This window comes from Candidatus Binataceae bacterium (assembly GCA_035294265.1).
In the GTDB taxonomy this organism is placed as follows: domain Bacteria; phylum Desulfobacterota; class Binatia; order Binatales; family Binataceae; genus DATGLK01.
Genome location: DATGLK010000002.1, coordinates 1 through 23744, shown reverse-complemented (window position 1 = coordinate 23744; position 23744 = coordinate 1). Strand labels below are relative to the sequence as shown.

The following is a 23744-nucleotide window of genomic DNA, read 5'->3' as shown; positions in this document are numbered from 1 at the left end:
ACATGTCAAAGAAATTGCCTGGTTCGAATCGTGATCGCCCCTTTTTGACCAAGGCTGCCAACCAACTCGACGGTCGTTTTCGCCTTGCCGCCAACCGATTGGAAGCCGCTCAAGGGCGTTGGCTGTTGGCGATGCTGGTCTTGACCGCCCTTTCCGCCTGTCATTGGCGAGCGCCCGCCGGCGCCTATGACGCTTTCAATCGGGCCGACTGTCTACCCGCGCTCAAGATGCAGGATCAAAGCGGGCGCGAGTTAACGCTCGCCTCGCTCAAGGGCAAGCCGGTGCTGGTGGATTTCATTTATACGAGCTGCCCGGGTCCGTGTCTGACTCTGACCCAGAAAATGGCGCGCGTGGCCGCCCAGATGGCGCCGGCGCTGGGTCGGCGCTTTACTATGGTTTCGATCACCATCGACCCCGAGCACGACGGGCCCCATCAGCTCGCCCAATATGCCCGTCAGCAGGGCGCCCTGCAGCAGGGCTGGCTATTCCTGACTGCTTCACCGAAGACCGTGGATCAGCTGCTAGCCGATTTTCAGCTTCGCCGAGTGCGCCAAGCCGACGGTTCGGTGGCCCATCTTGCTGGGGTATTCATTCTAGGACCCGACGGCCGCGAGCGGCGCGAGTACGACGGCGAGGTAGTCACGGTGAGCACGATGGTCGGCGACATGCGCCGCATTCTGGGCGCGCGGAGCTAGGCCAGCTTAACAAGGAAGCCCATGCTACTGACCGGGGATACATTCCGTAGCGCGCGTGATCGCTCGTGCGCACGACGCGCGCGACGGTGACGTGCTGCACGCTCATATGGTAGCGCCAAAGTCACGGAGGTTGGGGCTGGCAGGAGCAGCCCTGTTCGCCCTGACCGCGACCGCGGCCGGATGCAACCGCGGGGGCGAACTGCGCGGTACGATCGTGACTGGCGATTTTGTCATTCCGGCAGGCACGACAATGACCGCGCAAGGCGACGTTACCATCGAAGCCTCGCACGAGATTCAAATCGCGGGCACGCTGTACGAAGATGGCACCGGCAACGTGGTTTTCCGCTCGCCCGTAGTCACGATCAGCGGCCAGGTTCGCAAACTGAGCACGCGCGTGGGATGGTGGCGGCAGGCCCGCTTCAGCGCCAGCACGATGCCCGCGCGTATCCGTCACGCCTTGGCGGTGCGCCTGGGATTGACGCCCAAGTACTGGCCGCGTGGCCAGCTTGATTGCTTCTCGCCGATCTTGGGACCGCCCGCCGACCAGCGTAGTACCCCCCGCTAGTTCTCATTCGGTCCCCTCCCCTGCGGGCCAAGGTCCTTTGCGTATAACTCCTACTGTAGCGGGTTCTGGCATGGGAGACATGCTTCAAAGTTACGTCTGCGGTGGAACAAAGGCGGCAGCGAGCCTCACCCATGGCAAATCACAATTAATGCGCCGCGGCGCTTGAAATCTCGCCCTGATCGGAAGCCGGAGCGCGCCCAGAAATCTCCGCGCCGGCGTGAGGAGAGAGTTTGAGAAAAGAGGGGATCGACACGGCGGCCATCACCACGACGGAAACGAAGCCCCAATCGATATCGCGAGCCGACAGCGCCCCGCCCCCGTGCATAGTCAGCGCCAAGCGCATCGTCAGCGCCGCGCCGGCCACGCCCAGGCTGGTGCAGACCTGCTGCGCCATGCTAGCCAGGGTGCTGGCGGCGCTCATGAGCGGATTGGGAATATCGGCGTAGGCCAGCGCGGTCAGGCCGGTGTATTGCAAAGAGCGAAAGAAGCCGCCGGCAAAGAGAATTATAATGATGGTTAGGTGACTAGTTGAAGCGGTAAACCACAGGCAGGCGGCCACCGAGACTGCGGAGACCAGGCCGTTAACCACCAGCACCGTGCGAAAGCCCCAGCGCCGCACGATCCGATGAGCGGCCATGCGCACCAGCAGCGAGCCCGCGGCGCTGGTAAAGGTCAGCATCCCCGAGGCAAACGGCGTCAGGCCGAAGCCAATTTGTAACAGCAGGGCGAGCACGAAGGGCATCGCCCCCACCCCCATCCGGTACAGGCCACCGCCTAGTGTCGCGATGGAAAAGGTTTTGATCTCGAACAGCCTTAAGTCGACGATTGGCGCCACGCGCCGGCGCGCGTGGTAAAAGTAGAGCACTACGCAGCCCAAGCCGCCGCCCAACACCGCCACCACCAGCGGCACAGGCACGATACCACGCCCCACTGTCTCCAGCCCGAAGACCAGGCCCGCCAGGCCCAAGCCGGTCAGGATAAAGCCCGGGAAGTCGAAGGGCGGGACCTTTTCCTCCAGGATGTGAGGCACGTAGGCGGTAACCAGAATCAAGCCAATGATGCAGACCGGGACGTTGATGAAGAAAATCCAGCGCCAGGAGTAATAGGTCACGATAAAGCCACCCAGCGGCGGCCCGATTACCGGACCAATCATCCAGGGGATGCTAAGGTAAGCCATCGCCTGGACCAGTTCGCTGCGCTCCACGGTCTTGAGCACCACCAGCCGCCCCACCGGTACCAGCATGGCACCGCCAAAGCCCTGTAGCATCCGCGCCATCACCAGTTGAATGAGCGAGTGGGATAGGCCGCACAATACGGAACCGACCGTGAAGATGATGATGGCGAGGCGAAAAACTTTGCGCGCCCCGTAGGTATCGGCGATCCAGCCGCTCAACGGCACGAATACCGCCAAGCTCAGGAGGTAAGAGGTAATCGCCAAGTTGAGCCGAATCGGATCTTCGTGCAGCGATTGCGCCATCACAGGCAGCGCGGTGGTGATAACCGTGGTGTCGAGCGCCTCCAGACACAACGCGCAGCCGATAATCAGGGCGATGAATAGGTTACTCTTGCCCTGGGGCTGCGTCTCGGCCGCGTCTGTGCGCAACGGTTGTTTCACGATCGGCTTGTGTCTAGTCGACTTTCCTTCAGTTCGCCCCAGCCTCGCACGCCGCGGCTGAGCGAAGCGTAAGCTTAGATGCGCGCCACGGCTAATCCGAACTGGCAGGGCAGCCCAGTATCCTAGCATCCGTCCAGCGGTCGAAGCATCGAGCGAGAAAAGTCTCGAAAAAGGCGACGGCCGCCCCTCGGGCCGCATGGTTTGGCGGTTTCGCTTAATCACCGGTCCTTCCCCCTTGCAGTCGTTGCCTATTCGCTGAGACACAGCGCGCGGGTTGGGGACTTTGCCGGGGACTGAAGCTGAGCTAAAGTCTTAGCGAGGCTAAATAAGCCGGCGCGATATCGATATCAGGCCGAGCTAAGATAAAGAGGGCGCGCGCAGCCGATGAGAACCTGGTTTCCCATACTGATAACCTTTTTGTTCGGCGGCTTGGTCGTTGGCGCGATGATCTCGATCAATCGCATTTTGGGGCCCAAACGGCCCGGCCGCATCAAATCCGAGGCCTTTGAATGCGGTAACCCGCCCAGCGGCAGCGCCTGGGGCCGCTTCTCGGTGCGCTTTTACCTGACTGCTATTCTCTTTCTAGTCTTCGACGTGGAAGTGGTCTTTTTCTATCCTTGGGCGGTAGAGCTCCGTTCGCTCGGACTGTTTGGCCTGGCCGAAGTGCTGGTCTTCGTGGCGATTCTGGTGGTCGGCCTGCTCTACGCCTGGGAGCGCGGCGCGCTGGATTGGGATTAGCACACGTGCGCGACCAGCGCGGCGCTACGAACGATTTTCGGACAGGAGTGGAAAGTGTTAGACCAGCTCTTGGATAAGATTAAGGGGCAGATCGGTGGCGAGTTGGCTTGCGAAGTCAGCCACGGCCAGGCGATCGTGACCGTCGAACGGGCCCGTGCGCGCGAGTTGTTCCATCGGCTGCGGACCGAACCCCAATTCGACTTCAACATGCTGATCGATCTGACCGCGGTGGACTGGCTAGGGCGCGAGCCACGCTTTGAGGTCATCTACCAGCTAAAGTCGCTAAGCCACAACCTGCGCTTACGCGTCAAGGTGCCCATCGCGAGCGACGACGCCTGGGTCGACAGCATGATCGATGAATGGAAGTCGGCGGACTGGCTGGAGCGGGAATGCTACGACATGTTCGGCATCCAGTTCAAAGGCCATCCCGACCTGCGCCGCATCCTGCTTTACGACAGTTTTCAAGGCCATCCACTGCGCAAGGATTACCCCTATAACCGCCGCCAACCGATCGTGCCCGAAGTCGATCCCATCGCGACTCCGCTTCCGCCCTCGCGCTAATCAAGGAGACTCCACAAATCATGGCTTTACCCGCACGCTGGAGCCGCCCGCTGGCGGTCAGTGACACGGCCGACGAAGTGATGGAGTTGCAGATGGGTCCCTCCCATCCGGCTTCGCACGGGACCATCAAATTCAACCTCAAGCTGGACGGCGAACGGATCATGGATTGCGACGTCGAGGTCGGCTATCTCCATCGCGGCTTCGAGAAGATGTGCGAACAGGGTACCTGGACCCAGGTCTTTCCCTACACTGATCGCCTCAACTACTCCTCCTCCTGCATCAACAACGTCGGCTTCGCCCTGACCGTGGAGCGGCTGCTCGATATAGAGGCGCCGGCGCGATGTCAGTACGCGCGAATGATAATGAGCGAGGTGGCGCGCATCGCCGACCACCTCACCTGCCTGGGGATGGCGGCGGGCGAAGTCGGGGCCCAAACCGTTATGTTCTACACCCTGGAGGCGCGCGAACTACTCTACGACCTGATTGAAGCGGTAACCGGGGCGCGGCTGACCGTGACCTGGTGCCGAATTGGCGGAATCGCCCACGACCTGCCCGCCGATTTTGCGCAGCGCGTGGCAGTCTGTTTCAAGCATTTGGACGCCGTACTCTCCGATTGCGACAAACTGCTGTCGCGCAATCGAGTGTTCATCGATCGGATGTGTGGGGTGGGCGCGCTACCGCGCGAAGATGTGATTTCCTACGGCCTCACCGGTCCGCTGCTGCGGGCCAGCGGGGTGGCTTACGATGTGCGCAAGGCCGACCCCTATCTGTTTTACGACCGCACCGAGTTCGAGCTGCCGTTGGGCGAGCATGGCGACAACTACGACCGCTTCAACGTACGTTTCCAGGAGATGCTGCAGAGTAAGCGGATTATCGAGCAGGCCTTGCGGCAAATTCCCGAAGGGCCGGTGACGATCACCGACCATCGCTACGTGCTGCCCGCCAAGGATCGGGTTTACAACTCGATCGAGGGGCTGATGAACCATTTCAAGCTGATCATAGAGGGAATCAAAATCCCCGCCGGCGAAGCCTACGGAGCGGTGGAAGGCGCCAACGGCGAGCTAGGCTTCTATGTGGTCAGCGACGGCAGCGGCCGACCCTACCGGGTGCGTGTGCGCCCCCCCTGCTACCTGGCGATGGGCGCGCTGAACAAGATGCTGATCGGGCGGATGATCGCCGACGTCATAACTACTTTCGGTATGATCAACATGATCGGCGGCGAATGCGACCGCTAATCAAGCCGGTGTTAGTGTAACGACGGGAGCCGGGAAACAATTGCCGGGCCTGCCGGATCGATTCAGGAGCCAACCGCGGCCAGCGACAGGTGAGTCTGCGCGGCGATACGCCGCACAAAATCGATAAGCTCCAGAGCGACGCGCTCCCGCTCGGTATCGACCGAGACGACATGGTAGCTCTCGCCCAGCACCACCAGCCGTTTGTTGCGCGTCCCCACGCTGCCCATCACCAGATCCACGTTTTGAGCAAACGGACAAACGTGATCGTTGCGGCTATGGATCAACAGCACCGGCTGCACCAGCCGTGACAGCCGTGGCCGTACCTGAGCGGCAAGCTGGCTCAGGCTGAGAGCTGCCCCCAGCGGCATCAATTCCATACTCGGATGGATCTGGCGCGCGGCGCCGTCATGAATGTCGGCTCCGGCGCTATGCAGGTATATTCGGCTCGCCCATGGTCCGGCTTGACCGATGAAGTAAAGAGCCAACCGCTGCCATCGCGGCAACAAAAACGCAGGCGCAAGCAGCGCCACGGCGCTGACCGCGGCGCGCTGTTCGATGGCCAAGCGGGCGGCCAGTACCGCGCCGGCGGATTGTCCAACTACCACGATCGGGTCGCCAAAACCGCGCAACCGCTCGCATCCTTGGACCACGCTCTGGTACCAGTTGTGATGGTTGGTGGCACCCAGAACTTGGGGCGACTGGCCGTGGCCGGCCAGCCGCACCCCCAGGCAGCGTAACCCGGCGGCGCTTAGCCGCTCTCCCAGATGGCGCATCTCATAGGGGGTGCCCGTCAAGCCGTGAATGAGCAGCACACTTGCTTGAGAGCCGGGGAAAAAGAACTCCGAAGTGTCGGCATTTAAGGGTTCTGGTGGCGGCTCGTTATCGTCCTTGTCTATCGCTGGCATGAATAGCTCTATTTTCCTACAGATAACAATTAGGACTGGCTGGGCGCGTTGCTCAACGCGTTGGGATCAATGGTAATGCGGGCTTGGCTCTTGAGACCGTCGACGTAACTCAGCCATGCCTGATTGCGCATCGTTTCCAGCATCTGCTCCTCGAAATGAGGCTTTGCCTTCTGCCATTCGGCCAAGGTAGGCGCCGTGGCGCTGTCGACCCGCACAAGGTAGCAATTACCGTCATTGGTCAGTACTTGGCGGATAAGCTCGGGCAGCTTAGTCGGGACACCGATAGCCTCGTTGAGGCTGGAAAAATCACCGATCGTAGGCACGTTGGTGCTGGAGCGGTCGAACTGTCCGGTGTGCCGCACGCTCAGATTGTTGGCACGCGCCACGACCTCCAGGTCGGATGGGTTCTTAATCCGTGTCAGTAGCTTGAGGGCTTGTGCGCGCGCCATTTCTTCGGCTTGGCGTTGAACCACCGCGTCGCGCACCTGCTCCGTAATTTTGGCAAGTGGCGGCACATGCGCGGGCACCCGTTTGATTACCTGGAGGAGAAAGTTGCCGTTGTTGTCGGTGCGAGCCGAGCCGATTTCGCCTTGGCTCAGCTTAAAGGCCGCATCGGATAGCTGGTTATCGATCCCTAAATCACCGATCGATTCATTGGCCGCAAAGGGCGTAGTTTGCACCACGGTCAGCCCGCGCTTGGCGGCGATTTGCTTCAGCGTCAAATTCTGGTTGAGCGCAGCCGCCAAGTCGGCATGCATGTCGGCATCGGCTTCATCTCGAGCTTCGTCCTGGCGGATTTGGTCGATTATCTGTTGGCGTACCTTGGCCAAAGGATCGGTGCGGGCAGGTTCAACCTGTTCCACCTCGATGATATGGTAACCGAAGCCAGTGGCGACCACGCCGCTCAATTGCCCAGGTTTGAGCGCGAAGGCAGCGTCTTCAAATGGCTTGACCATCTGGCCGCGTACGAAAAAGCCCAGCTCGCCTCCATGACGGTTGGTGCCGACATCGTCGGAGTCCTTGTTGGCCAGAGTGGCAAAATCGGCACCCGCCTTGAGCTTGGCCAGGATTTTTTCGGCTTTGGCACGAGCCTGGGCGCGCACTGCAGGCGAGGCATTCGGCGCCACCGCGATCAGGATATGGCGGGCGCGCACCCGTTCTGGATAGCTGAACATCGTTTCGCGGTTGTGCTGGTAAAAATCTTGAATCTGTTTGTCGGTGGGAGTGATTCGCTTCGCCAGTTTATCGGGCTGATAGCGAATATAGGCGATGGCAACTTGCTCAGGTTGCCGAAACATCTGGCTGTTCTGCTTATAGAACTGGTTGATCTGCTGATTGGTGGGGTTAATTTTGGAAAGGAAGTCCGCCGCTGGTAACTCCAGGTAGGAGAGCTGGAGTTCCTGATGCTCCTGGTCGTAGGCCTGGCGTGCCTGGGCCTCGCTCACGTTGATGCCCTGGCCAATCATGTTCCGGACCAACTGCTCGGTCAGGTCGGTCCGGGTCATTTCCTCGAATTCCGCCGGCTCCAGATCGCTCTCGCGCAGCACCGCCTCGTAGGTAAGCAGGTCAAAACGGCCGTCGCGCTGGAAATTGCGATTGGTCTCGATAAACGCGCGCAAGTCGGCATCGCTGACTCGCAAGCCCAGGCGTTTGGCTTGGCGCAGTACCAGTTGGCGCTCGATTATCCGCTCCAGGGCCATCTCGTTGATATTAAGTCGGCGTAGGAACTCGGCGGCCTGCGCGCCGTACATGTTGGTCAGCGAGCGGCGCAGCTCCTGCGATTCGCGGTCGAGCTGGTCGGCCAGGATCCGTTGTCCGTCCACCGTAGCCACGGGATGGACCTGGTTGAACAGGCCGGTGCCGATACCCCAAAAAACGAAAACCACGGTGATTACGCCTAGGACGATCCGGATCGTCCACGAGTAGGCGTGCTTGCGCATTAGGTTCAGCATCTCGCTTTGGATCTTAACGAAATCGCCTTGATTTTCGCAATCACCCCACCCTGGGGTGTTTTCGGCCCATTCTTGGGACACCGTGGTGACTCAAGGCCTCGCTCGCGCCTTGCTTCCGACCAATTATCTTTGTTAGCTATTGGCACGGCGAGTCTATGTTGGGCTTGACCTGACCCCAGGTTGGTAACGGTCCACACCGGGCGTTAGCAACAGGCGGGCCAAGCGGCTAGACTCGTACGACCTGAAGACGGTTTTATCATAGCACAGGTCGCGGGAGGCAAGGGCGGAAGGCGGTGGTGTTCAATTCAATCCTGGGCTGGTTTTCGAACGATCTGGCGATCGATCTGGGCACTGCCAACACCCTGATTTATGTTAAGGGCGAGGGCATCGTATGTAACGAACCCTCGGTGGTAGCGGTACAGAAGGACACCCGCAACGCGCGCCGGGTGCTAGCGATCGGGGCCGAGGCCAAGCGGATGTTGGGGCGCACACCCGGCTCGATAATCGCGATCCGGCCGTTGAAAGACGGGGTGATCGCGGATTTCGAAATTACCGAAAACATGCTGCGCTATTTCATCCAGAAGATTCACAACCGCAAAACTTTAGTGCGGCCGCGAATCGTTATCTGTGTCCCCTTCGGCATCACCGCGGTGGAAAAGCGCGCGGTGCGCGAGTCGGCCGAATCCGCCGGCGCGCGCGAGGTCTATCTGATCGAAGAACCGATGGCGGCAGCGATCGGCGCCGGCCTGCCCATCACCGAGCCAGCCGGCAACATGATTGTCGATATTGGCGGCGGAACCACGGAGGTGGCCGTGATCTCGCTCTCGGGAGTGGTCTTTTCGCGCTCGGTGCGGGTGGCAGGCGACAAGATGGACGAGGCTATCATCCAGCACATCAAGCGCAAGTATAACCTTCTCATCGGCGAGCGCACTGCCGAGCTTATCAAAATCACCATCGGGTCAGCCTACCCTGGCAATGAAATCCAGACCATGGAAATCAAGGGGCGTGACTTGGTGGCCGGAGTACCTAAAACCATCGAAATCACCGACGAAGAAATTCGCGAGGCCCTGATGGAACCGGTCCACCAAGTGGTCGAATCAGTGCGGATTGCGCTGGAACGCACCCCACCCGAACTGGCCTCCGACATCGTCGATAAGGGCATCGTCCTGGCCGGCGGTGGCTCGCTTTTACGCAACCTTGACGTCCTGCTGCGCGAGGAAACCGGATTGCCAGTCACCCTAGCCGACGATCCGCTGACCGCAGTGGTGATGGGTGCGGGCAAGGTACTTGATGAACTCACGCTGCTGCGCGATGTTACGGTGGACTAAAGCGACGTGCTGAACTGGCCGGCCGCACGGCCGGTGGTGCGCCGGGCGCAAGCAGCTAAAGCTGGCGGCCAGCTGAATGCAAGATTCAAAGGGCAGCTTTCTGCGCCGTAACCGGGTCGTCCTCGCCGGCGGGATCCTATTGCTGTTGGCTGCCCATCTCGTCTCCAGCGAGGTGCGCCAGGGCGATTTTCTGGCCAGGCCTCAGGCCGCCGCCCTGCAAGCGATGCGCCCGATCGCCGACACCTTCAGCCGCGCCACCTGGAGCGCGCGAGACCTGCTCAACCACTACCTGTGGCTGACCTCAGTGGCGCGCGACAATGAGCGCCTACGGCAAGCCGTGGCCTCGATGCCGGCTTTGCAGACCCGACTGGCCGAATTACAGCGCCAGAACCAGCAACTGGCCGAATTGCTCGACCTCAAAGACGCTTTACAATTGACCACGGTGGGCGCGGCGGTGATCGGCAGCGACGCGACCGGCTTGTCCCGCAGCCTGATCATCAATCAGGGCACCCAGGCCGGGGTGCAGCCTGGGATGGGAGTGATTTCCGTGGCCGGCGCGGTGGGCAAGGTTCTCATCAGCGGCACCTCGGTGGCCCGCGTCCTACTGCTATCCGATCATAATTGCGCCATCGACGTCTTCGACCAGCGCTCGCGCGCGCGCGGAATCGTCTCGGGCCTAGTCGATGACGGGGTGGTGATGCGCTACGTCGAGCGCACGCAGGATATCCAGTTGGGCGATACCCTGGTCACCTCCGGTCTGGACGGGTCTTTTCCCCGCGGCGTGCTGGTGGGGTATGTGCGCGCCCTGGTCCGTAAAGGACCCGGCTTGTTCATCAATGTGGCGGTGCGCCCAGCAGTCGATTTCCGCACCCTGGAACGAGTCTTGGTCATCACTCAAAGCCCGCCCCATTTGGACGACCCTACTCAGGATTAGGTCGGAGCGTGCGCTTGACGCTACTCTACACCGTGGCCACGGTGCTGGCGCTATGGCTGCAAATCGACTTGCTGCGGTGGCTGCCACTGGGGCCTCTGGTACCCGACCTGGCCGTTATCCTGGTGGTCGACCTTGGCCTGCGCCAGCACGACGCTATGGCGCCACTGCTGGCATTTGCGATAGGCTACGCGCTGGACGCCTTCTCGGGCGCCCAATTGGGCCTCAACGCCCTGTCCCTTACCCTGGTTTATCTGCTGATCTATGAGCTAGCGCGCCATGCCTGGATCCTGGGTCCGGTGGTCGAGCCCTTGTTGGTGGGAGTGGCGACGATGCTGCATAGTCTGTGCGTGCTGGCGCTGAGCAACGGACTGGCGTTGCTATGGCCACCACCCGCGCGCTTGCTCCATGCCACCCTCCTGCAAGGGCTTATCGGGATTCTGCTGGCCCCGCTGGCCTTTCGGCTGTTGGGGCGATGTCGCCGGCTACTACGATTGCCTGTTCATGTAGCACAGGAATAAGTTGGGATAGAGACTAGCGCAAATGGCAATCCTTGGCGGTAATGGCACCAGGCTGGCTGTCCCCAAGCTTGAGCCGCGGCTGACCTTTTTAGCGCTCTTCATGATGCTGGTGTTGGGCGGCGTCGCCCTGCGGCTATACAATTTGCAGATCATCCACAGCCAGCAGATGCGCGAGCTGGCCAACCGCAATCGAATCCGCAATCGGCGCATGCCCGCCTCACGCGGCCTAGTGTACGACCGGCGCCATCGCCTGCTGGTCGACACCCGCCCCTCCTTCGACGCCCTGGTCGTGCCGGAGGACGCACAGGATATTTCCACCACCATCGAAAATTTGCAGCGCTACTTGGGCGACACCAGTATCGCCGACACCTTGGGCGCGGCCGAGGATCAGGGCCGGCCGGCCTTCGAGCCGGTGGTGGTCAAAGAGCGGCTTAACTGGGACCAGGTAGTTGCGGTGGAAGCTCATCAACTGCAGCTGCCCGGGGTCAGTATCCAGGTTACCCCGCGCCGCCGCTATCTCTATGGCCCTCTGGCCGCCCATCTTTTGGGCTATGTGGGCGAGGTCAGCTTGCAGGAACTCAAGGGGCTGCCCGGCTATCACATGGGCGACGATATCGGAAAATTTGGCCTGGAGCGCGGGATGGAGGGGCTATTGCGCGGGGTGGCCGGAGACCAAGAGATCGAGGTCGACGCCGTCGGGCGCCGCTTGCGTATCCTCAACGAAAAACCCGAGCAGCCCGGAGCCAGCGTCATCCTAACCCTCGATCTGGACTTGCAGCAGACTGCCGAGGAAGCGCTGGGGAATCGCGTGGGCGCGGTGGTGGCGCTGGATCCCAACAGCGGCGCAGTACTGGCGATGGCCAGCCATCCCAGCTTCGATCCCAATGAGTTCGCGGCCGGGCTGAGCAGCGCGCAATGGCGCAAAATCACGACCGATCCGAGCCATCCGTTGGAAAATCGGGTCATTCAAGGAGTCTATCCGCCCGGCTCGACCTTCAAGCTGGTCGATACCATCGCCGGTTTACAGGACCATCTGCTCAACGCCTCGACCAATTTCTACTGCGCGGGCGGTTTATGGTTCGGCAACCGTGAGTATCGCTGCTGGCGCAAGCAGGGGCATGGCGATATCAGTTTGGTACGCGCCATCGTGGAATCTTGCGACGTGTTCTTCTACCAGGCAGGCCAGCGCCTGGGCGTAGATCGGATCGCGGCCTGGGCCCATCGCTTAGGATTGGGTGAAGACACTGGCATCGCACTAGCTCACGAACGTGCGGGAACCATCCCCTCTAGCCAATGGAAGTATCAACGCTTCCACGAGCGCTGGTACCCAGCCGAGACGCTCTCGGTGGCGATCGGCCAGGGCTATGTCGGCGCCACCCCCCTCCAAATGGCGCAACTGGCCGCGGAAATCGCCGCCAACGGGGTTCGCTATCGCCCCTATTTCGTGCAGGCGGTCGAAGGGCTGGATGGTCGCGTGATTCAGACCACCACCCCGCAGGTCGAAAGCCGCATCCCATTGGACGCGACCCAAAACGCGCTACTGCGCGAAGCTATGTGCGGGGTGGTCAACAACCCCGACGGCACCGGTCATGCCGCGCGCCTGCCCGGTATTGTGGTGTGCGGCAAGACCGGAAGCGCGCAGGTCGTCAAGGAAGCAGCCGGTGCACGCACCGACGCCAAGCATCAACCCGAGCGCTTTCGCGACCACGCCTGGTTTATCGCATTCGCACCGCGCGATAATCCGCAAATCGCCGTCGCCTGTCTAATCGAACATGGCGGCCATGGCGGCAGCGCGGCGGGTCCGGTAGTCAAGGCCGTGCTCCAGAAGTATTTCGAACTCTATCCGCCCGCTCAGACTCCCACGGGCCCTACCCTGTCGCCGGTAAGCGCCCATTCGCAACCGAGCGTGCCGGCCGAACAGAGCGAGTAAGCGATGCGCGTAGGGATCGACCGACGGCTGATTTACCATTTTGACTGGTTAGTCTTCTTCCTCACCTTAGCAATCGCGATGGTGGGTCTAATCAGTGTGGTCAGCGCCTCGCAGAGCGAGCATCACTCCTTTCATGCCCTGATTCTGCGACAGGCTATCTGGATGACGGCCGGCGGCGTCGCAATGTTCGCGGTAGTGATGTTCGACTATCGCGCCTTGGCTAGCTATGCCTACCCGGCCTACCTGCTGGTGGTTGGTCTCCTGGTCGCGGTCAGCGCCATCGGTCAGGCCACCGGCGGTTCGCGGCGCTGGCTTAACCTGGGCTTGTTCACCCTGGAGCCTTCCGAACTGGCCAAGCTGGCCCTCATCCTCGTGCTGGTGCGCTACCTGCGCGAGGAACCGCCGGCGGGAGGGATGCGTCTGCGTCACCTGATCGTGCCTGGCCTGCTCTTCGCTGTTCCCGCTGGCCTGGTACTGAAAGAACCTGACCTGGGCACGATGCTGACCCTGGCCCTGATCTTTGCCACCATTATCTTCGTCGCCGGGCTCAATCTGCGCACGATGGCGATACTGATGCTGGCGATGGGACTGGCGGCACCGCTGGCCTGGCACGTGCTCAAGCCCTACCAGCGCCAGCGGGTGGTCAGCTTTCTTAATCCTCAGTCCGATCCTCTGGGCGCCGGCTACCACGTAATCCAGTCGGAAATCGCAGTGGGTTCGGGCGGCTCGTGGGGCAAGGGGTTTTTAAAAGGAACTCAAGCGCGCTTGAATTTTCTTCCCGAACAGACCACCGATTTTATTTTCTCGGTCTATGCCGAGGAGTTCGGCTTTGCCGGTGCTAGCCTCCTGCTGGCACTGTACGCAGGATTAGTGGGGCGCGGGCTCTGGATCGCGCGCCATGCCCGTGATCGCTTCGGCGCGCTGCTTGCCTTGGGCCTGACCGCCATGATGTTCTGGGAGGCCACCATCAATATCGGGATGGCCACCGGGGTGCTGCCGGTAGTGGGTATTCCGTTGCCGCTGGTCAGCTACGGGGGCTCGTCGTTAATCGTATTGATGGCCGCGATGGGCCTCCTGATCAGCATCAATACCCGCCGCTACCTGTTCTGACTCGCTCCCTGCGTCCGCCGCCCGCGTCCTTCTTTGGCTGCAGCAGTATGAGTGTCACCCTTATTAAAAGCCCTTCCTGCTATGGTCCGGCGGTGGGCGTGGGAAACGGGCAAATAGCCGTGGTTGGGACTACCGAAGGCGTCGGCGTTGGCGCGCTGGGTGTAGGTAGCGGCGAGGCCAACAGGGCGCAGCTTTGGGGCGGCTGGGTGACTGGCGCATTGCAATCGGTCGTGGCAGGCGTGGGCGCGGCCACGCTGATTATTGCGTTTTTGGAGGGCGCATTGACGAAGTCGAACAGATCGGACAGATCACTCATCGCGGCGTCGCGCCGGTTCAGATGCTTGCCACCCAAAAAGCGCTCCTCGATCAGACGCAAGATCGAGGTGTGGTCGCCCACCACATGAGAGACATAGCTGGGCTTGGCGAAGGGCGAAATCGCGATCAGCGGCACCCGGAAACCCAGTTGATTGAAGTCCGCGGGCGCCTGTCCGGCTTGCAGATAGCCGCTTAACTTGACCCGCTGCTGCAGGCTGGCCGAGCAGTTGGCACCGCCGCCGGGAATTTCCGAACCGCCCGCCGGATTGGATTTATCGGCGCACAGGCCTGGCGGAATACCGTCGGGCGAGGGCGCGAACGGCGGGGTCGCATGATCGTAATAGCCGCCGCCTTCGTCGTAAGTCAGAAACAGGACCGAGTCCTTCCAGCATGGCCCGTCGCGCAGGTCGTTGATGATAACCGAGGCGTCATACTGACCCGCGCGTACGTCATCGGTGCCGTGCTCGGTATGGTAGAGGCTGACGTAAGTGACTGGCGGCAGATTACATTGGCCGCCATTGGCACCCGTAACCGCGGCCCATTGGGGATAAAGCTGACCACTGGAGGGTTGGGTGAGGTGCACGTAGTTGGGAAAATTGCCGTAGCGGAACAACTGCGCGTAAGGCACCGGCGGAGTCCCGATGGCGTCGCATTCATAGAATTCGTTCCACCCCTGGTTGGCCTCGTCGAGCAAGTCGAAGATGCTGCCCGTAATCGGCTGGTAGCCCGGCGGTCCGTTGGTGTAGTCATCTGGCGTATTAGTGGTGTCGTGACCGAAGGAGGTCGCCGCCATTGCGTACATTCGATCTGGCAGAGTCGGTCCCACCAGCGAAGCGAATTGGCGATCGCTGATCGCAAAAGTTTGGGCTAACGCATAGTAATAGGGTAGGTCCCGAGCATCGTAATAATCCATCACCTCCGAGGCGTTCTGGTTCCAGGCCACGAAGCCATTTCCCAGGATCGTAGTCGAATTGGGATCGCAGTAATTCGCCTTGAAGTGCATGTCTACCCATTCGTGAGATGGATCGATCCCATTGCCGCATTCGTCGGGCATGTGCTGGGCAGTCACGAGCTGGGCCGAAGAGTTGTAGTTGGAATTGCTGCAGACCAACCCGCTGGCGGTGGTTCCGCTGCAACTTAAACCGTCCACGCATTGGCTGTCGTTGGCGGGACATCCCACTTGCGGGTTGGCCGGAGCGTGGTAGGGGCTACCCTGTACGTAGGGCAAAGTACCCAGATAATTGTCGAAGGAGTGATTCTCCTGCATGAAGATGATGATGTGATTGACGTTGCCCAAACCGGCGGGAGTAGGGGCCGGACTGGGAGTCGGTGAGGGGCTGGTGGTCGCCGTCGGAGTGACAGTGGATGAGCCGCTGCCCGAGCGGCCGCAGCCTTGAATGCTCGGCAATAATAGCCCCAGCACCCCAAGCGCCAGGTAAAGTCGCGCAATGCGCCGACCGCGCCGAGCGAATATTGCCCCACGACGATCAACCTTAGCCACCGAGCTTGACCCTTCCTTCATCTTTGAGCCCGCGAGCGCGCCGGAGGTAGCGGCCCAACCGCACCCCCCGCGGTCGCGGCCGCGCTCATCCACCTGGCGTCTTACTTGACTAGTTGTACAGTTCCCAAAAGACTCGGTAACCCCTGAACCGGCACCGCGCCCCCACTGTTGACTAGTGTCACTGCCGATACCACTTGGGTCGAGCTGGTGAGCACGGTTGGACTATTGCTGCCGCTGCTGGTGCAGGCCACTTGGCTTACTGCCAGTGCCAAAAGCATCAAGGCCAACAGTGCGATACGCCTCCGCAGCGTAGCAGGCATTCCAATTAGCATCAGACCAGGCGTTAGCATTAGCGCGGCCAATAGCATACTCGCGTGATCGCCGGGCGACGTCCCGACGAGCATCAGGCCGGCCATGCGCACCGCGCCACCCCCGAGTGCTACGTTAGAGATCAGGGTACCGCTTAGTGTGAAGAGTGCAGTTGCACCTGCGGGTAGGACAGGCACGGGGGTGAAGCTGAAGTTGGTAACTGTTCCCAAGGTGCCTGACGTTGCGGTTTGCTGCGTGCCACCTATGGTGACGGTCAATTTCAAGGCCGAAAACAGCCCCGGGTTGCTGATTTGCAACTGTATTGCCTGCAGCGACTCCGGAGTGGAAGAGCTGTTGGTGACCCTCAGTGCACCTGCCGCTATGTTTTGCCCGGCCACACCCTGGCTTGTCACCGGTACCGAAGTGGCTTGCGCCCCCGGCGTGGGTGTGGGCGGCGGAGTCGCCGTGGGAATAACGGTAGCGGTGGTTGTGGGTATCGCCGTAGCCGTAGCGGTGGGAACGACGGAGGGGCTGGACGTAGGTGCGGCGGTGGGAGTCGCCGTAGGCGCCGCGGTGGGGGTAGCTGTAGGCGTCGCTCCGGTTACTACTTGCGAGAAATAGGCCACGAAGCTGCCCACGTTGGGAGAGCCCCAGCCGCTGGCCAGATCGAAGCCGGGCTGGGCGTTGTACCCGGTTGCCCCGTTATAGGCGTTACTGCCCTGTGTAATGTCAAAGATCCCGGTGATCGAGGTGCCGCTGCCCGCCGCCCCGTAAAGCAACGGATTGATATTTCCCAGGCGCGGCAGGTTGGCGGCCTGCGCGATAAGGCGCGACATCCCCGCCAGCATCGGCGTGGCAATACTGGTGCCACCAGTTTCATGAAGATGGGCGCCAGTGCCGTCGCCGTAATCCACATAGATGTAAAATCCGGGCGCAATCTCGCTGGCCCCGAAAACCAGATCGGGCAACAACCGCATATTGGAGGTATAACCGAGCTGGTTCTGCACGTTGGTTTGCCAAGGCGGGAGCGCGAAGATCGCGCTGATGCCTCCCCCGCCAGCGCCGTTTTGACCGTCGTTACCCCACACCGATTCCATCGCCGGTCCGGGTCCCTGCACGCTGGTGTTGTTGCCGTTGGAATCGTAAGTCGGGGTGAATTGGCTGCCGCCCACGGCCACTACGTTGGGACTGCCCCCGATCGCGCTGGCGTTATTGCTAGTGCCTACGTCGCACACCAGGTTACCGCTCTCGATCCGCAGCGCTTCGGCCGCCGCTCCCTTGTCTCCCGCTGCCTCGAAGAAGGTCTGGCCCTGGGCGGCCGCCTGCTGAAACACCTCGTCCATGGCGTGGTAGTAGCCACCATCCTGCTGATTGCAGCCCGGACCGATACTGGAGCTGATAACGCCGCAAACATTGTCGTTGACCGGGGCCAGGAAGGCCTGCACCAGATCGACATTGCCGCCGAACTCATAGACCCGTTGCGGCGTTTGCGGCGCTAGCGTGTGCGACCATTCGATATCCAGCGAAACTTCACCCGCTCCACACCCTTGGCTGACCGTCGAATTCTGCACCGGAACTCGAATTGGCAAGGTGTTCGGCAAGCCATAAGAGGTAGCGAATTCGCTAAAGGCATCGTCGCCAAAATCCACCGAGGCAATTATCGCGATGCAGTCGGGAGCTTGGGTCCCCTGGTTATGGTTCAGCACCACATTAGCATTGTAATAGGTGTACAAGTCGGCAGGCTTGAAGTGATAAACGCCGGGGCTGGGCACCGGAGTTGGTGCGGACCCGCTGCAGGTCGGAGTCGGCGAGGGAGTCGCGGTGGTGGTGGGATTGAGAATATTGTCCTGGGCGTATCCGGCCTCATTCGACGACGTCGCCGCAGCGGCAGGCACCCGCACGTTGTCCCCATACACGATGCTTCCGGTCAGATTGTTGGCACTGCCAAGGTTGTCCAGCCCTTCGATAAATGCGATCAAGCCCTGGAATTGTGAAGGCACCGAGGGATCGGCAGTGTTTTCATAAAAACTCACACCGCTGGGATTAAGCCCGATTGCGGTCGATTTGATCAGCGTCACCCCAAAAGCCGCTTCGACCTGCCCCGCCGTGCCCGAAAACGACACCGCCAGCGAATTGGCGATTGGCGGGGTTACGGTAAATCCCTGGCTGCTCAGCCAGGTCGTAAGCGCGCTTATCTGGCTCGTCGTTGGATAATAGGTCGCCTGGAACTGCGAGCTGCTCAACCATTGATGGAATTGAACGCTGCTCGGCGTTTGCAAATTGGTCAACAGGGTCTGCAGTTGCGCTGAGTTTTGCAGGGCCAAAAAGATAGTGAGGTTAAGCGTCCTGGTCGAAGTTATCGGCGCTTGCGGCGAGGGAAGCTGAAAGGCGGGGTGGTTGTTGGGAATCGTAACGGTCTGAGCCTGGACCGAATCCATGCTCAACAGCAGAACCGACCCGAAAATGACCAAAGCTGCGGCAACACGAACTTTCAAGTGAAGCTCCCTTCTCGTCGCTCACGGTCGAACGCAAAATCATGCGCGACAAAAAAAAGTAGAGTATTAAAAAATTTTCGCCAGTCAAGTTAGATTAGATAAGTGTTTATATTTTTTGCTGGCGTCTGGAGGCTTCTGCTGGCTTGGAAATGACTTATCTCGCGAAGACGATTCATGCCCTTCCTCTCGAATCGTCAAGCGACGGTGAGTCGCAGTTCAGCCAAAGAGTAAAGCTAAGGCCGTTATGGCGCTCATTAAATTGCACTAAAACGATACAGCTTGCGACACTTAACTGGTCGTTTTTGACGCAGAGGTTCCTTTCCAGACACTAGTTGTCCAAAGCTGGAACTGCCGTTTCCTGACTAAAGCCCATATAAATTTAGTTTATCCTTTTCTTTCTTTCTTCGCCCCATCTCATCCCACGCCTGTTTTATTGGCATAGAACCTGCGCCAGCCGATCACCGGAGCGATGGCCCCGACGCTTGACCACCGGCTCATCGCATTCATTCTGCCTGCTCCCCGGCCTTGCCCTGGAGCAGAAGGCGCAAAAGTCGGCTTGTTCACCCGGCCGGGAAAGGTCTGGAGCGTGAGCGAGAGGTCGATTTGGCGGCACTTTTCAAGCGTGGTGATCGGGGTAGCGCTGTGCGGGACAATTTCGACCCTGGGGCAAGGGTGTAGCGGCGGCGGCGCAGGTGGCACGACCAGCCCAGGAGCAGCGGGAGGGAACGGACTGGCGATCCTGCCGTCGCCAACCGGTGTGCAGACGCCAACGCCGGCCCAATCGATAGCCACCATCTCACCGGCTGCGCCGTTTACTTCCTCGCGCAGCCCTGTCGCGCCCAGCGCTACGCCCACCCCCACGCCAAATACACCCACCTCCGCCGCGCCCCTGCCAACGGCCACCTCGTTACCCTTAAGCGACGCAAAGGCGGCGGCACTGGTGCAGTACAACCCAAACTTCGAACCGCGCCCGGCCAATGCCGAGGCCAACAACACAATGCCCACCAGCAGCGAGCTGGCAGATTATCAAAGCAGCGGGGCGTTGGATTCGCTGACCGCCGCAGGCAACGCATTGATCCTTCAGGCCGACGGCCAGTTCACCGGCACGACCGACGAGATCTTACAATGGGGCGCTTATAAGTGGGGTTTTGATCCCAACGTGGTGCGAGCGATTGCGGTCAACGAGTCGGATTGGGAACAGGGCGCCGAGGGTGATATCGGCAACGGTACGAGTTGGGGAATTTTGCAAATCAAACAGTCGGACTTTCCGGCTACATATCCGATGAGTAGTGAATCGACGGCTTTCAACGTTGATTTCAAACTGGCCTACCAACGAGCCTGTGTCCAGGGCGACATTCCCTATCTGAGCGAACGCGTTCCCTTGGACGGGCACAACGCTTACCCCTCGGCTGATGCCAGCGAGCAACTGTGGGGATGCGTGGGGAGTTGGTATAGCGGCGGGTGGTACGATCAGGACGCGATCGATTACATCGGCCAGGTTCAGGCCATTCTTGCACAACAACCCTGGTTGGCGCCCGGCTTTTGAAAACGGTTGCCGCCCTGCCCTTTAATCTCCACCATTGCCGGGGTTAGACTCGGCTAGCGACAGGAGGTGAGAAGCAGTGGCAGTCGAATCAGCGGGGGAGCGCTTTCAGACCTTGCACGAATTTATCGCAGTTGCCCATAGCAACTTGACCCGCAACATCTGGGATTACCTGGTTGGTGGCACTGAAACCGAAACCACCCTGGCCCGCAACCGCCAAGCGCTGGACTCGTTGGCTTTGCGCCCGCGTGTGCTCTGCGACGTAGCCGACATCGATTTATCGGTTACCCTGCTGGGCAAGCGCCTGCGCATCCCCGTGCTGTGCGCGCCGGTAGGCTCGCTGGAAGTTTTCGAGGCTAATGGCGCAGCCACGGTGGCGGCGGCCGCCGACAGCTTCGGAATCGGCATGCTTCTTAGTTCGGTTTCGCAACCAGGTCTTGAAGCTACTGCCGCCGCTGGTGGCGATGCGCTCAAAATCTTTCAACTCTACGTGCGCGGCGATAGTGCCTGGGTGGACGATTATTTTCGGCGCGCCATCGACGCCGGCTACGATGCCCTCTGCCTGACCGTGGACTCGGCCTATTACAGCCGGCGCGAGCGGGATCTGGCCAAGCGCTTTTTCCGCTGGCGCGGCGCGATGGAGGGCCGCACCTATCAGCCACGCGTGACCTGGCGCGATGTCGATCGCTACAAGTCCAAGTTCAAGCTACCCTTGGTACTGAAGGGTATCGCCTCCGCCGAAGACGCCGCCCTGGCGATCGAGCACGGCGTCGAAATAGTTTACGTCTCCAATCATGGCGGCCGCCAACTCGATCACGGTCAGGGTACGATGGAAATTCTGCCCGAGGTGGTGGCGGCAGTCGGCGGCCGCGCACGCATCGTGGTGGACGGCGGGATCAGTCGCGGTACCGATATCGTCAAGGCCTTGGCCCTGGGCGCCGACGCAGTCGGCATCGGCCGGCTCTATGTTTACGGCCTAGCCGCCGCCGGTGCCGGCGGCGTAGTGAGGGTACTCGAACTGCTGGAGGAAGAATTGCGCTTGGCGATGGGGCTGCTGGGCGTGACCCGGCCGGCCGCGCTCACTCCGGCCTATCTGCGCGCAGCCTCTCCGACCACTGCCCCCGGTGTGCACAGCGCCTTCCCTCTGCTTACTCTACCCCCCTGGCGCTACTGAGGAGCAGGCTAGTTACGGCAGGCGCGGCGGAGGTAAGACTGCCGCGCCGATGCACCGAAATGAAAGCCGCCGCTAGGCTTGGGCGGCTGCCACCAAGCCCGACTTTTCCTCGCGGAGCGGTACTTGATCGTAACCCCGAGCAGGCCGAACCATCAGGATGATCACAAAGTTGGCCAAAATCGCAATGGTCGCGATCTCGTAAGGCAGCACGTAACTACCCGTAATATCGAATAACTTGCCCGACCACACCGGGCCAGTGGCTAGCGCAACCGCGGTGCTGAAGCCCTTGATACCTACCAGCGTGCCCAAGCGGCGCAGGCCCAGCGTCTCGGCCATCAGAACCGGCAGGAGCGCGAACACCGTTCCGCAAGGCGCGCCCCAACATAGAATATATACGGGCAGCAGATAGGGCTCGGCGACCGTCGAACTGAAACCGACCAAAGCCGCACTACCGATCCCCACCAGCAGGAAAGCCAGCGCCAGCACTCGGCGCACTCCGATCCGATCGGCCAGGATACCGAAAGGTACGGTGCACAGTGCGGTACCCATGGTTTGGGCGCTGTAAATCAACGCGGCGTGGGAGGGTTTAAAGCCCAACCCAATCATGTAAGTGATTGAATGGGTGAGTGAGGCGGAAAAACCGCTGCTCCAGATAAAATCGGCGATCAAGCAAAGCCAGAAGGCCGAGGAGCACAAGGCGGCACCCACCTCCAGGCCCGGCAGCGAGGCGACTTCCTCACTGGTATTGCGGGCCTGCGCGACCTTGGGCCGCGTGCGCATCACCGCTAACACATAAGGTACCGCGATCGCCAATGCCGGCACCGCCATCCAGCGCATCGCCACGCGCCAGCCATGATGGGCAATAAGATAGGTCAGAATCGGCGGTGGTAGCGCCATTCCCACCCCCATTCCAAACATAATCACGCCACCGGCGAAGCCGCGTCGCCCGCCAAACCAGTTAATCGCCACCACCATGATCGGGATCAGTCCCGCCACCGCCGCCCCAATCCCAACCACCCCCCAGGCCAGAGTCATGGCGCCCAGAGACTGGGAGTGACTGGCCACCAGGTAGCTGACGCCCATGATCGCCACACCGGCCGCGATGAGCCAACGTGCGCCGATACGGTCGAGCAACCAGCCCACCAGCGGAGAAACCAGGCCGCCGGCGATTCCGGCGGCAAAGGCGAGATGGCCGACGTCAGCGTGAGACCAATGGAAGTAGCGGATGAGCGGAGTCATGAAAACGCTGACCATGGTCAGGTTGGGGCTCACTACCAAGATCAGGGTGGCGAGCAGGCCCGACATCACCAGCCAGGCCCCTGATTCGTACTTTTTCATGTCAACTCCTTGGCCCCCAACGGGTGACCTCCCGCGAGCCGCTCGGGGCGACCTCCCAGGGCTCCATTCTTGTAGCCCTTTTGGCAAAAAACTCAATGGCCAACCCGGTTGCCAAGTCCAACTTGATCCATCGGCGCATCGTTAAGTCCTTGCCGCCCCAGCCCGCTCGCCACGAACTTCGATTCGGCTCAAGGGTCCTGAGACGTAAAGCCGCCAGCCACGTTGGGGGTGCGAGCGCTCGCCACCTTAAACTAAAAAATATTCCTCGAATTCACCCCAGGCCATTGGTGACACCCTATCTGCAGGTGGCAGACCTAGTGTCGATGTCAACCGTCGCGCTCGTTTACTCAGTTTTTGCAGCATTTTTTTAATGCACAGTCATTGCTGATTCGCCACATTCAGATAGGCAGTCGATGTTTGCGCAAGCTTACGCGCCGAACGTTACTACGATGATCTTGCAAATAAATTATACATTTAATGTCGCCCTTTTCTGGTTGTCCGCTTGCGCTCGCGGTTCTCGTTTTTTACCGGCTCGCATGAAAATACTAGTTCGCCTGAGTTGTTGTGCTCGCCTACTCTGTCTGACTATGATTGCGTTGATCAATGGATGTGGCGTCAGACCGAACATCGAACACTACTGGTTCCCTCGCTGGGACCGATTGGACATCGCTGAAGCAGCCGCATTCGTCGGTCTGTCGGCCGCGGACGCGGGCCTGTCCGCAGCCAAGATGAGTGGGCCCTCAAGCTGTCACGAAGCTGATCCGATCGTACGTTTCGCTGCTTCCACCGATCGGCCCTCCAGCGCCGATTTCGCGATTAGCGCGATGGTCGGAATTGCCCTGGGCCTGGCGGTGGCTGAAATTCTGCCCCAGCCCTGGCGCAAGCTGTGGCTGGCCGGCGCGATCGGGTTGGAAGGTTGGGAGGTGGTGGGATGGGTAACGCTGAGATGCTCACCGCCCACGACCACCCCCCCAATCTCGGCC

Annotated in this window: 19 protein-coding genes; 13 read left to right on the top strand and 6 right to left on the bottom strand. The window is 60.7% G+C overall.

Annotated features, from left to right (window positions below; genetic code table 11):
- Window positions 1-2: 2 nt before the first annotated feature.
- A complete protein-coding gene (locus VKV28_00140; protein HLH75187.1) occupies window positions 3-695 on the top strand; it encodes an SCO family protein in 693 nt (230 codons plus the stop codon).
- 55 nt (window positions 696-750) lie between these two features.
- Window positions 751-1260 carry a hypothetical protein gene (locus VKV28_00135; protein HLH75186.1) on the top strand — a complete coding sequence of 170 codons (510 nt, stop codon included), beginning with the start codon at window positions 751-753 and terminating at the stop codon, window positions 1258-1260.
- Window positions 1261-1405: 145 nt separating this feature from the next.
- Here the strand turns inward: VKV28_00135 and VKV28_00130 are convergent, their stop codons facing one another.
- Window positions 1406-2875: an MFS transporter gene (locus VKV28_00130; protein HLH75185.1), complete on the bottom strand. Its 1470-nt coding sequence runs from the start codon at window positions 2873-2875 to the stop codon at window positions 1406-1408.
- A 384-nt stretch (window positions 2876-3259) separates the two neighbouring features.
- On the opposite strand from VKV28_00130, the gene VKV28_00125 reads away from it, so the two are divergent.
- Genes VKV28_00125 through VKV28_00115 form a run of 3 tightly spaced genes read left to right on the top strand, consistent with a single transcriptional unit; the run spans window position 3260 to window position 5409 of the window.
- Window positions 3260-3613 carry an NADH-quinone oxidoreductase subunit A gene (locus tag VKV28_00125; GenBank protein ID HLH75184.1) on the top strand — a complete coding sequence of 118 codons (354 nt, stop codon included), beginning with the start codon at window positions 3260-3262 and terminating at the stop codon, window positions 3611-3613.
- Window positions 3614-3667: 54 nt separating this feature from the next.
- Window positions 3668-4174: an NADH-quinone oxidoreductase subunit C gene (locus VKV28_00120; GenBank protein HLH75183.1), complete on the top strand. Its 507-nt coding sequence runs from the start codon at window positions 3668-3670 to the stop codon at window positions 4172-4174.
- 20 nt (window positions 4175-4194) lie between these two features.
- Window positions 4195-5409, top strand: coding sequence for an NADH-quinone oxidoreductase subunit D (locus VKV28_00115; GenBank protein ID HLH75182.1), 1215 nt, complete (start codon window positions 4195-4197; stop codon window positions 5407-5409).
- A 62-nt stretch (window positions 5410-5471) separates the two neighbouring features.
- Here VKV28_00115 and VKV28_00110 read toward each other — a convergent pair whose 3' ends face one another.
- The gene (locus VKV28_00110) at window positions 5472-6314 is read right to left on the bottom strand and encodes an alpha/beta fold hydrolase (protein HLH75181.1); all 843 of its coding nucleotides are present in this window, start codon (window positions 6312-6314) and stop codon (window positions 5472-5474) included.
- 29 nt (window positions 6315-6343) lie between these two features.
- Window positions 6344-8266: a SurA N-terminal domain-containing protein gene (locus VKV28_00105; protein HLH75180.1), complete on the bottom strand. Its 1923-nt coding sequence runs from the start codon at window positions 8264-8266 to the stop codon at window positions 6344-6346.
- Window positions 8267-8562: 296 nt separating this feature from the next.
- Between VKV28_00105 and VKV28_00100 the strand changes: the two genes are divergently transcribed.
- The 5 genes from VKV28_00100 (at window position 8563) to rodA (ending at window position 14086) form a co-directional block, all read left to right on the top strand.
- Window positions 8563-9594 (top strand): rod shape-determining protein, encoded by a 1032-nt coding sequence (locus tag VKV28_00100; protein ID HLH75179.1) that lies wholly within the window; start codon window positions 8563-8565, stop codon window positions 9592-9594.
- Between the two features lie 76 nt (window positions 9595-9670).
- On the top strand, window positions 9671-10528 hold the full coding sequence (mreC, locus tag VKV28_00095; protein HLH75178.1) for a rod shape-determining protein MreC: 858 nt from the start codon (window positions 9671-9673) through the stop codon (window positions 10526-10528).
- A gap of 8 nt (window positions 10529-10536) precedes the next feature.
- Window positions 10537-11046 carry a hypothetical protein gene (locus VKV28_00090; protein ID HLH75177.1) on the top strand — a complete coding sequence of 170 codons (510 nt, stop codon included), beginning with the start codon at window positions 10537-10539 and terminating at the stop codon, window positions 11044-11046.
- A gap of 22 nt (window positions 11047-11068) precedes the next feature.
- Window positions 11069-12976, top strand: coding sequence for a penicillin-binding protein 2 (gene mrdA / locus VKV28_00085; protein ID HLH75176.1), 1908 nt, complete (start codon window positions 11069-11071; stop codon window positions 12974-12976).
- Between the two features lie 3 nt (window positions 12977-12979).
- Window positions 12980-14086 carry a rod shape-determining protein RodA gene (gene rodA, locus VKV28_00080; GenBank protein HLH75175.1) on the top strand — a complete coding sequence of 369 codons (1107 nt, stop codon included), beginning with the start codon at window positions 12980-12982 and terminating at the stop codon, window positions 14084-14086.
- A 79-nt stretch (window positions 14087-14165) separates the two neighbouring features.
- On the opposite strand, the gene VKV28_00075 is transcribed toward rodA, so the two are convergent.
- Together VKV28_00075 and VKV28_00070 are read right to left on the bottom strand one after the other, a co-directional pair.
- Window positions 14166-15902 carry an alkaline phosphatase family protein gene (locus VKV28_00075; protein ID HLH75174.1) on the bottom strand — a complete coding sequence of 579 codons (1737 nt, stop codon included), beginning with the start codon at window positions 15900-15902 and terminating at the stop codon, window positions 14166-14168.
- Window positions 15903-16003: 101 nt separating this feature from the next.
- On the bottom strand, window positions 16004-18706 hold the full coding sequence (locus VKV28_00070) for a S53 family peptidase (GenBank protein ID HLH75173.1): 2703 nt from the start codon (window positions 18704-18706) through the stop codon (window positions 16004-16006).
- Between the two features lie 940 nt (window positions 18707-19646).
- Between VKV28_00070 and VKV28_00065 the strand changes: the two genes are divergently transcribed.
- Entirely contained in the window at window positions 19647-20252 is a 606-nt protein-coding gene (locus VKV28_00065) for a hypothetical protein (GenBank protein HLH75172.1), read from the top strand.
- 76 nt (window positions 20253-20328) lie between these two features.
- Window positions 20329-21423 carry an alpha-hydroxy acid oxidase gene (locus VKV28_00060; protein ID HLH75171.1) on the top strand — a complete coding sequence of 365 codons (1095 nt, stop codon included), beginning with the start codon at window positions 20329-20331 and terminating at the stop codon, window positions 21421-21423.
- 72 nt (window positions 21424-21495) lie between these two features.
- Here VKV28_00060 and VKV28_00055 read toward each other — a convergent pair whose 3' ends face one another.
- Window positions 21496-22761: an MFS transporter gene (locus tag VKV28_00055; protein ID HLH75170.1), complete on the bottom strand. Its 1266-nt coding sequence runs from the start codon at window positions 22759-22761 to the stop codon at window positions 21496-21498.
- A 728-nt stretch (window positions 22762-23489) separates the two neighbouring features.
- Between VKV28_00055 and VKV28_00050 the strand changes: the two genes are divergently transcribed.
- A partial coding sequence (locus VKV28_00050) for a hypothetical protein (GenBank protein HLH75169.1) occupies window positions 23490-23744 on the top strand: 255 nt, incomplete at its 3' end.

What these genes read in the sequence shown, in the direction of transcription:
- VKV28_00140 (HLH75187.1), top strand. Translation starts at nt 3, where the DNA reads ATGTCAAAGAAATTGCCTGGTTCGAATCGTGATCGCCCCTTTTTGACC.
- VKV28_00125 (HLH75184.1), top strand. Translation starts at nt 3,260, where the DNA reads ATGAGAACCTGGTTTCCCATACTGATAACCTTTTTGTTCGGCGGCTTG.
- VKV28_00115 (HLH75182.1), top strand. Translation starts at nt 4,195, where the DNA reads ATGGCTTTACCCGCACGCTGGAGCCGCCCGCTGGCGGTCAGTGACACG.
- VKV28_00110 (HLH75181.1), bottom strand. Translation starts at nt 6,314, where the DNA reads ATGCCAGCGATAGACAAGGACGATAACGAGCCGCCACCAGAACCCTTA.
- VKV28_00105 (HLH75180.1), bottom strand. Translation starts at nt 8,266, where the DNA reads ATGCTGAACCTAATGCGCAAGCACGCCTACTCGTGGACGATCCGGATC.
- mreC (HLH75178.1), top strand. Translation starts at nt 9,671, where the DNA reads ATGCAAGATTCAAAGGGCAGCTTTCTGCGCCGTAACCGGGTCGTCCTC.
- mrdA (HLH75176.1), top strand. Translation starts at nt 11,069, where the DNA reads ATGGCAATCCTTGGCGGTAATGGCACCAGGCTGGCTGTCCCCAAGCTT.
- rodA (HLH75175.1), top strand. Translation starts at nt 12,980, where the DNA reads ATGCGCGTAGGGATCGACCGACGGCTGATTTACCATTTTGACTGGTTA.
- VKV28_00055 (HLH75170.1), bottom strand. Translation starts at nt 22,761, where the DNA reads ATGAAAAAGTACGAATCAGGGGCCTGGCTGGTGATGTCGGGCCTGCTC.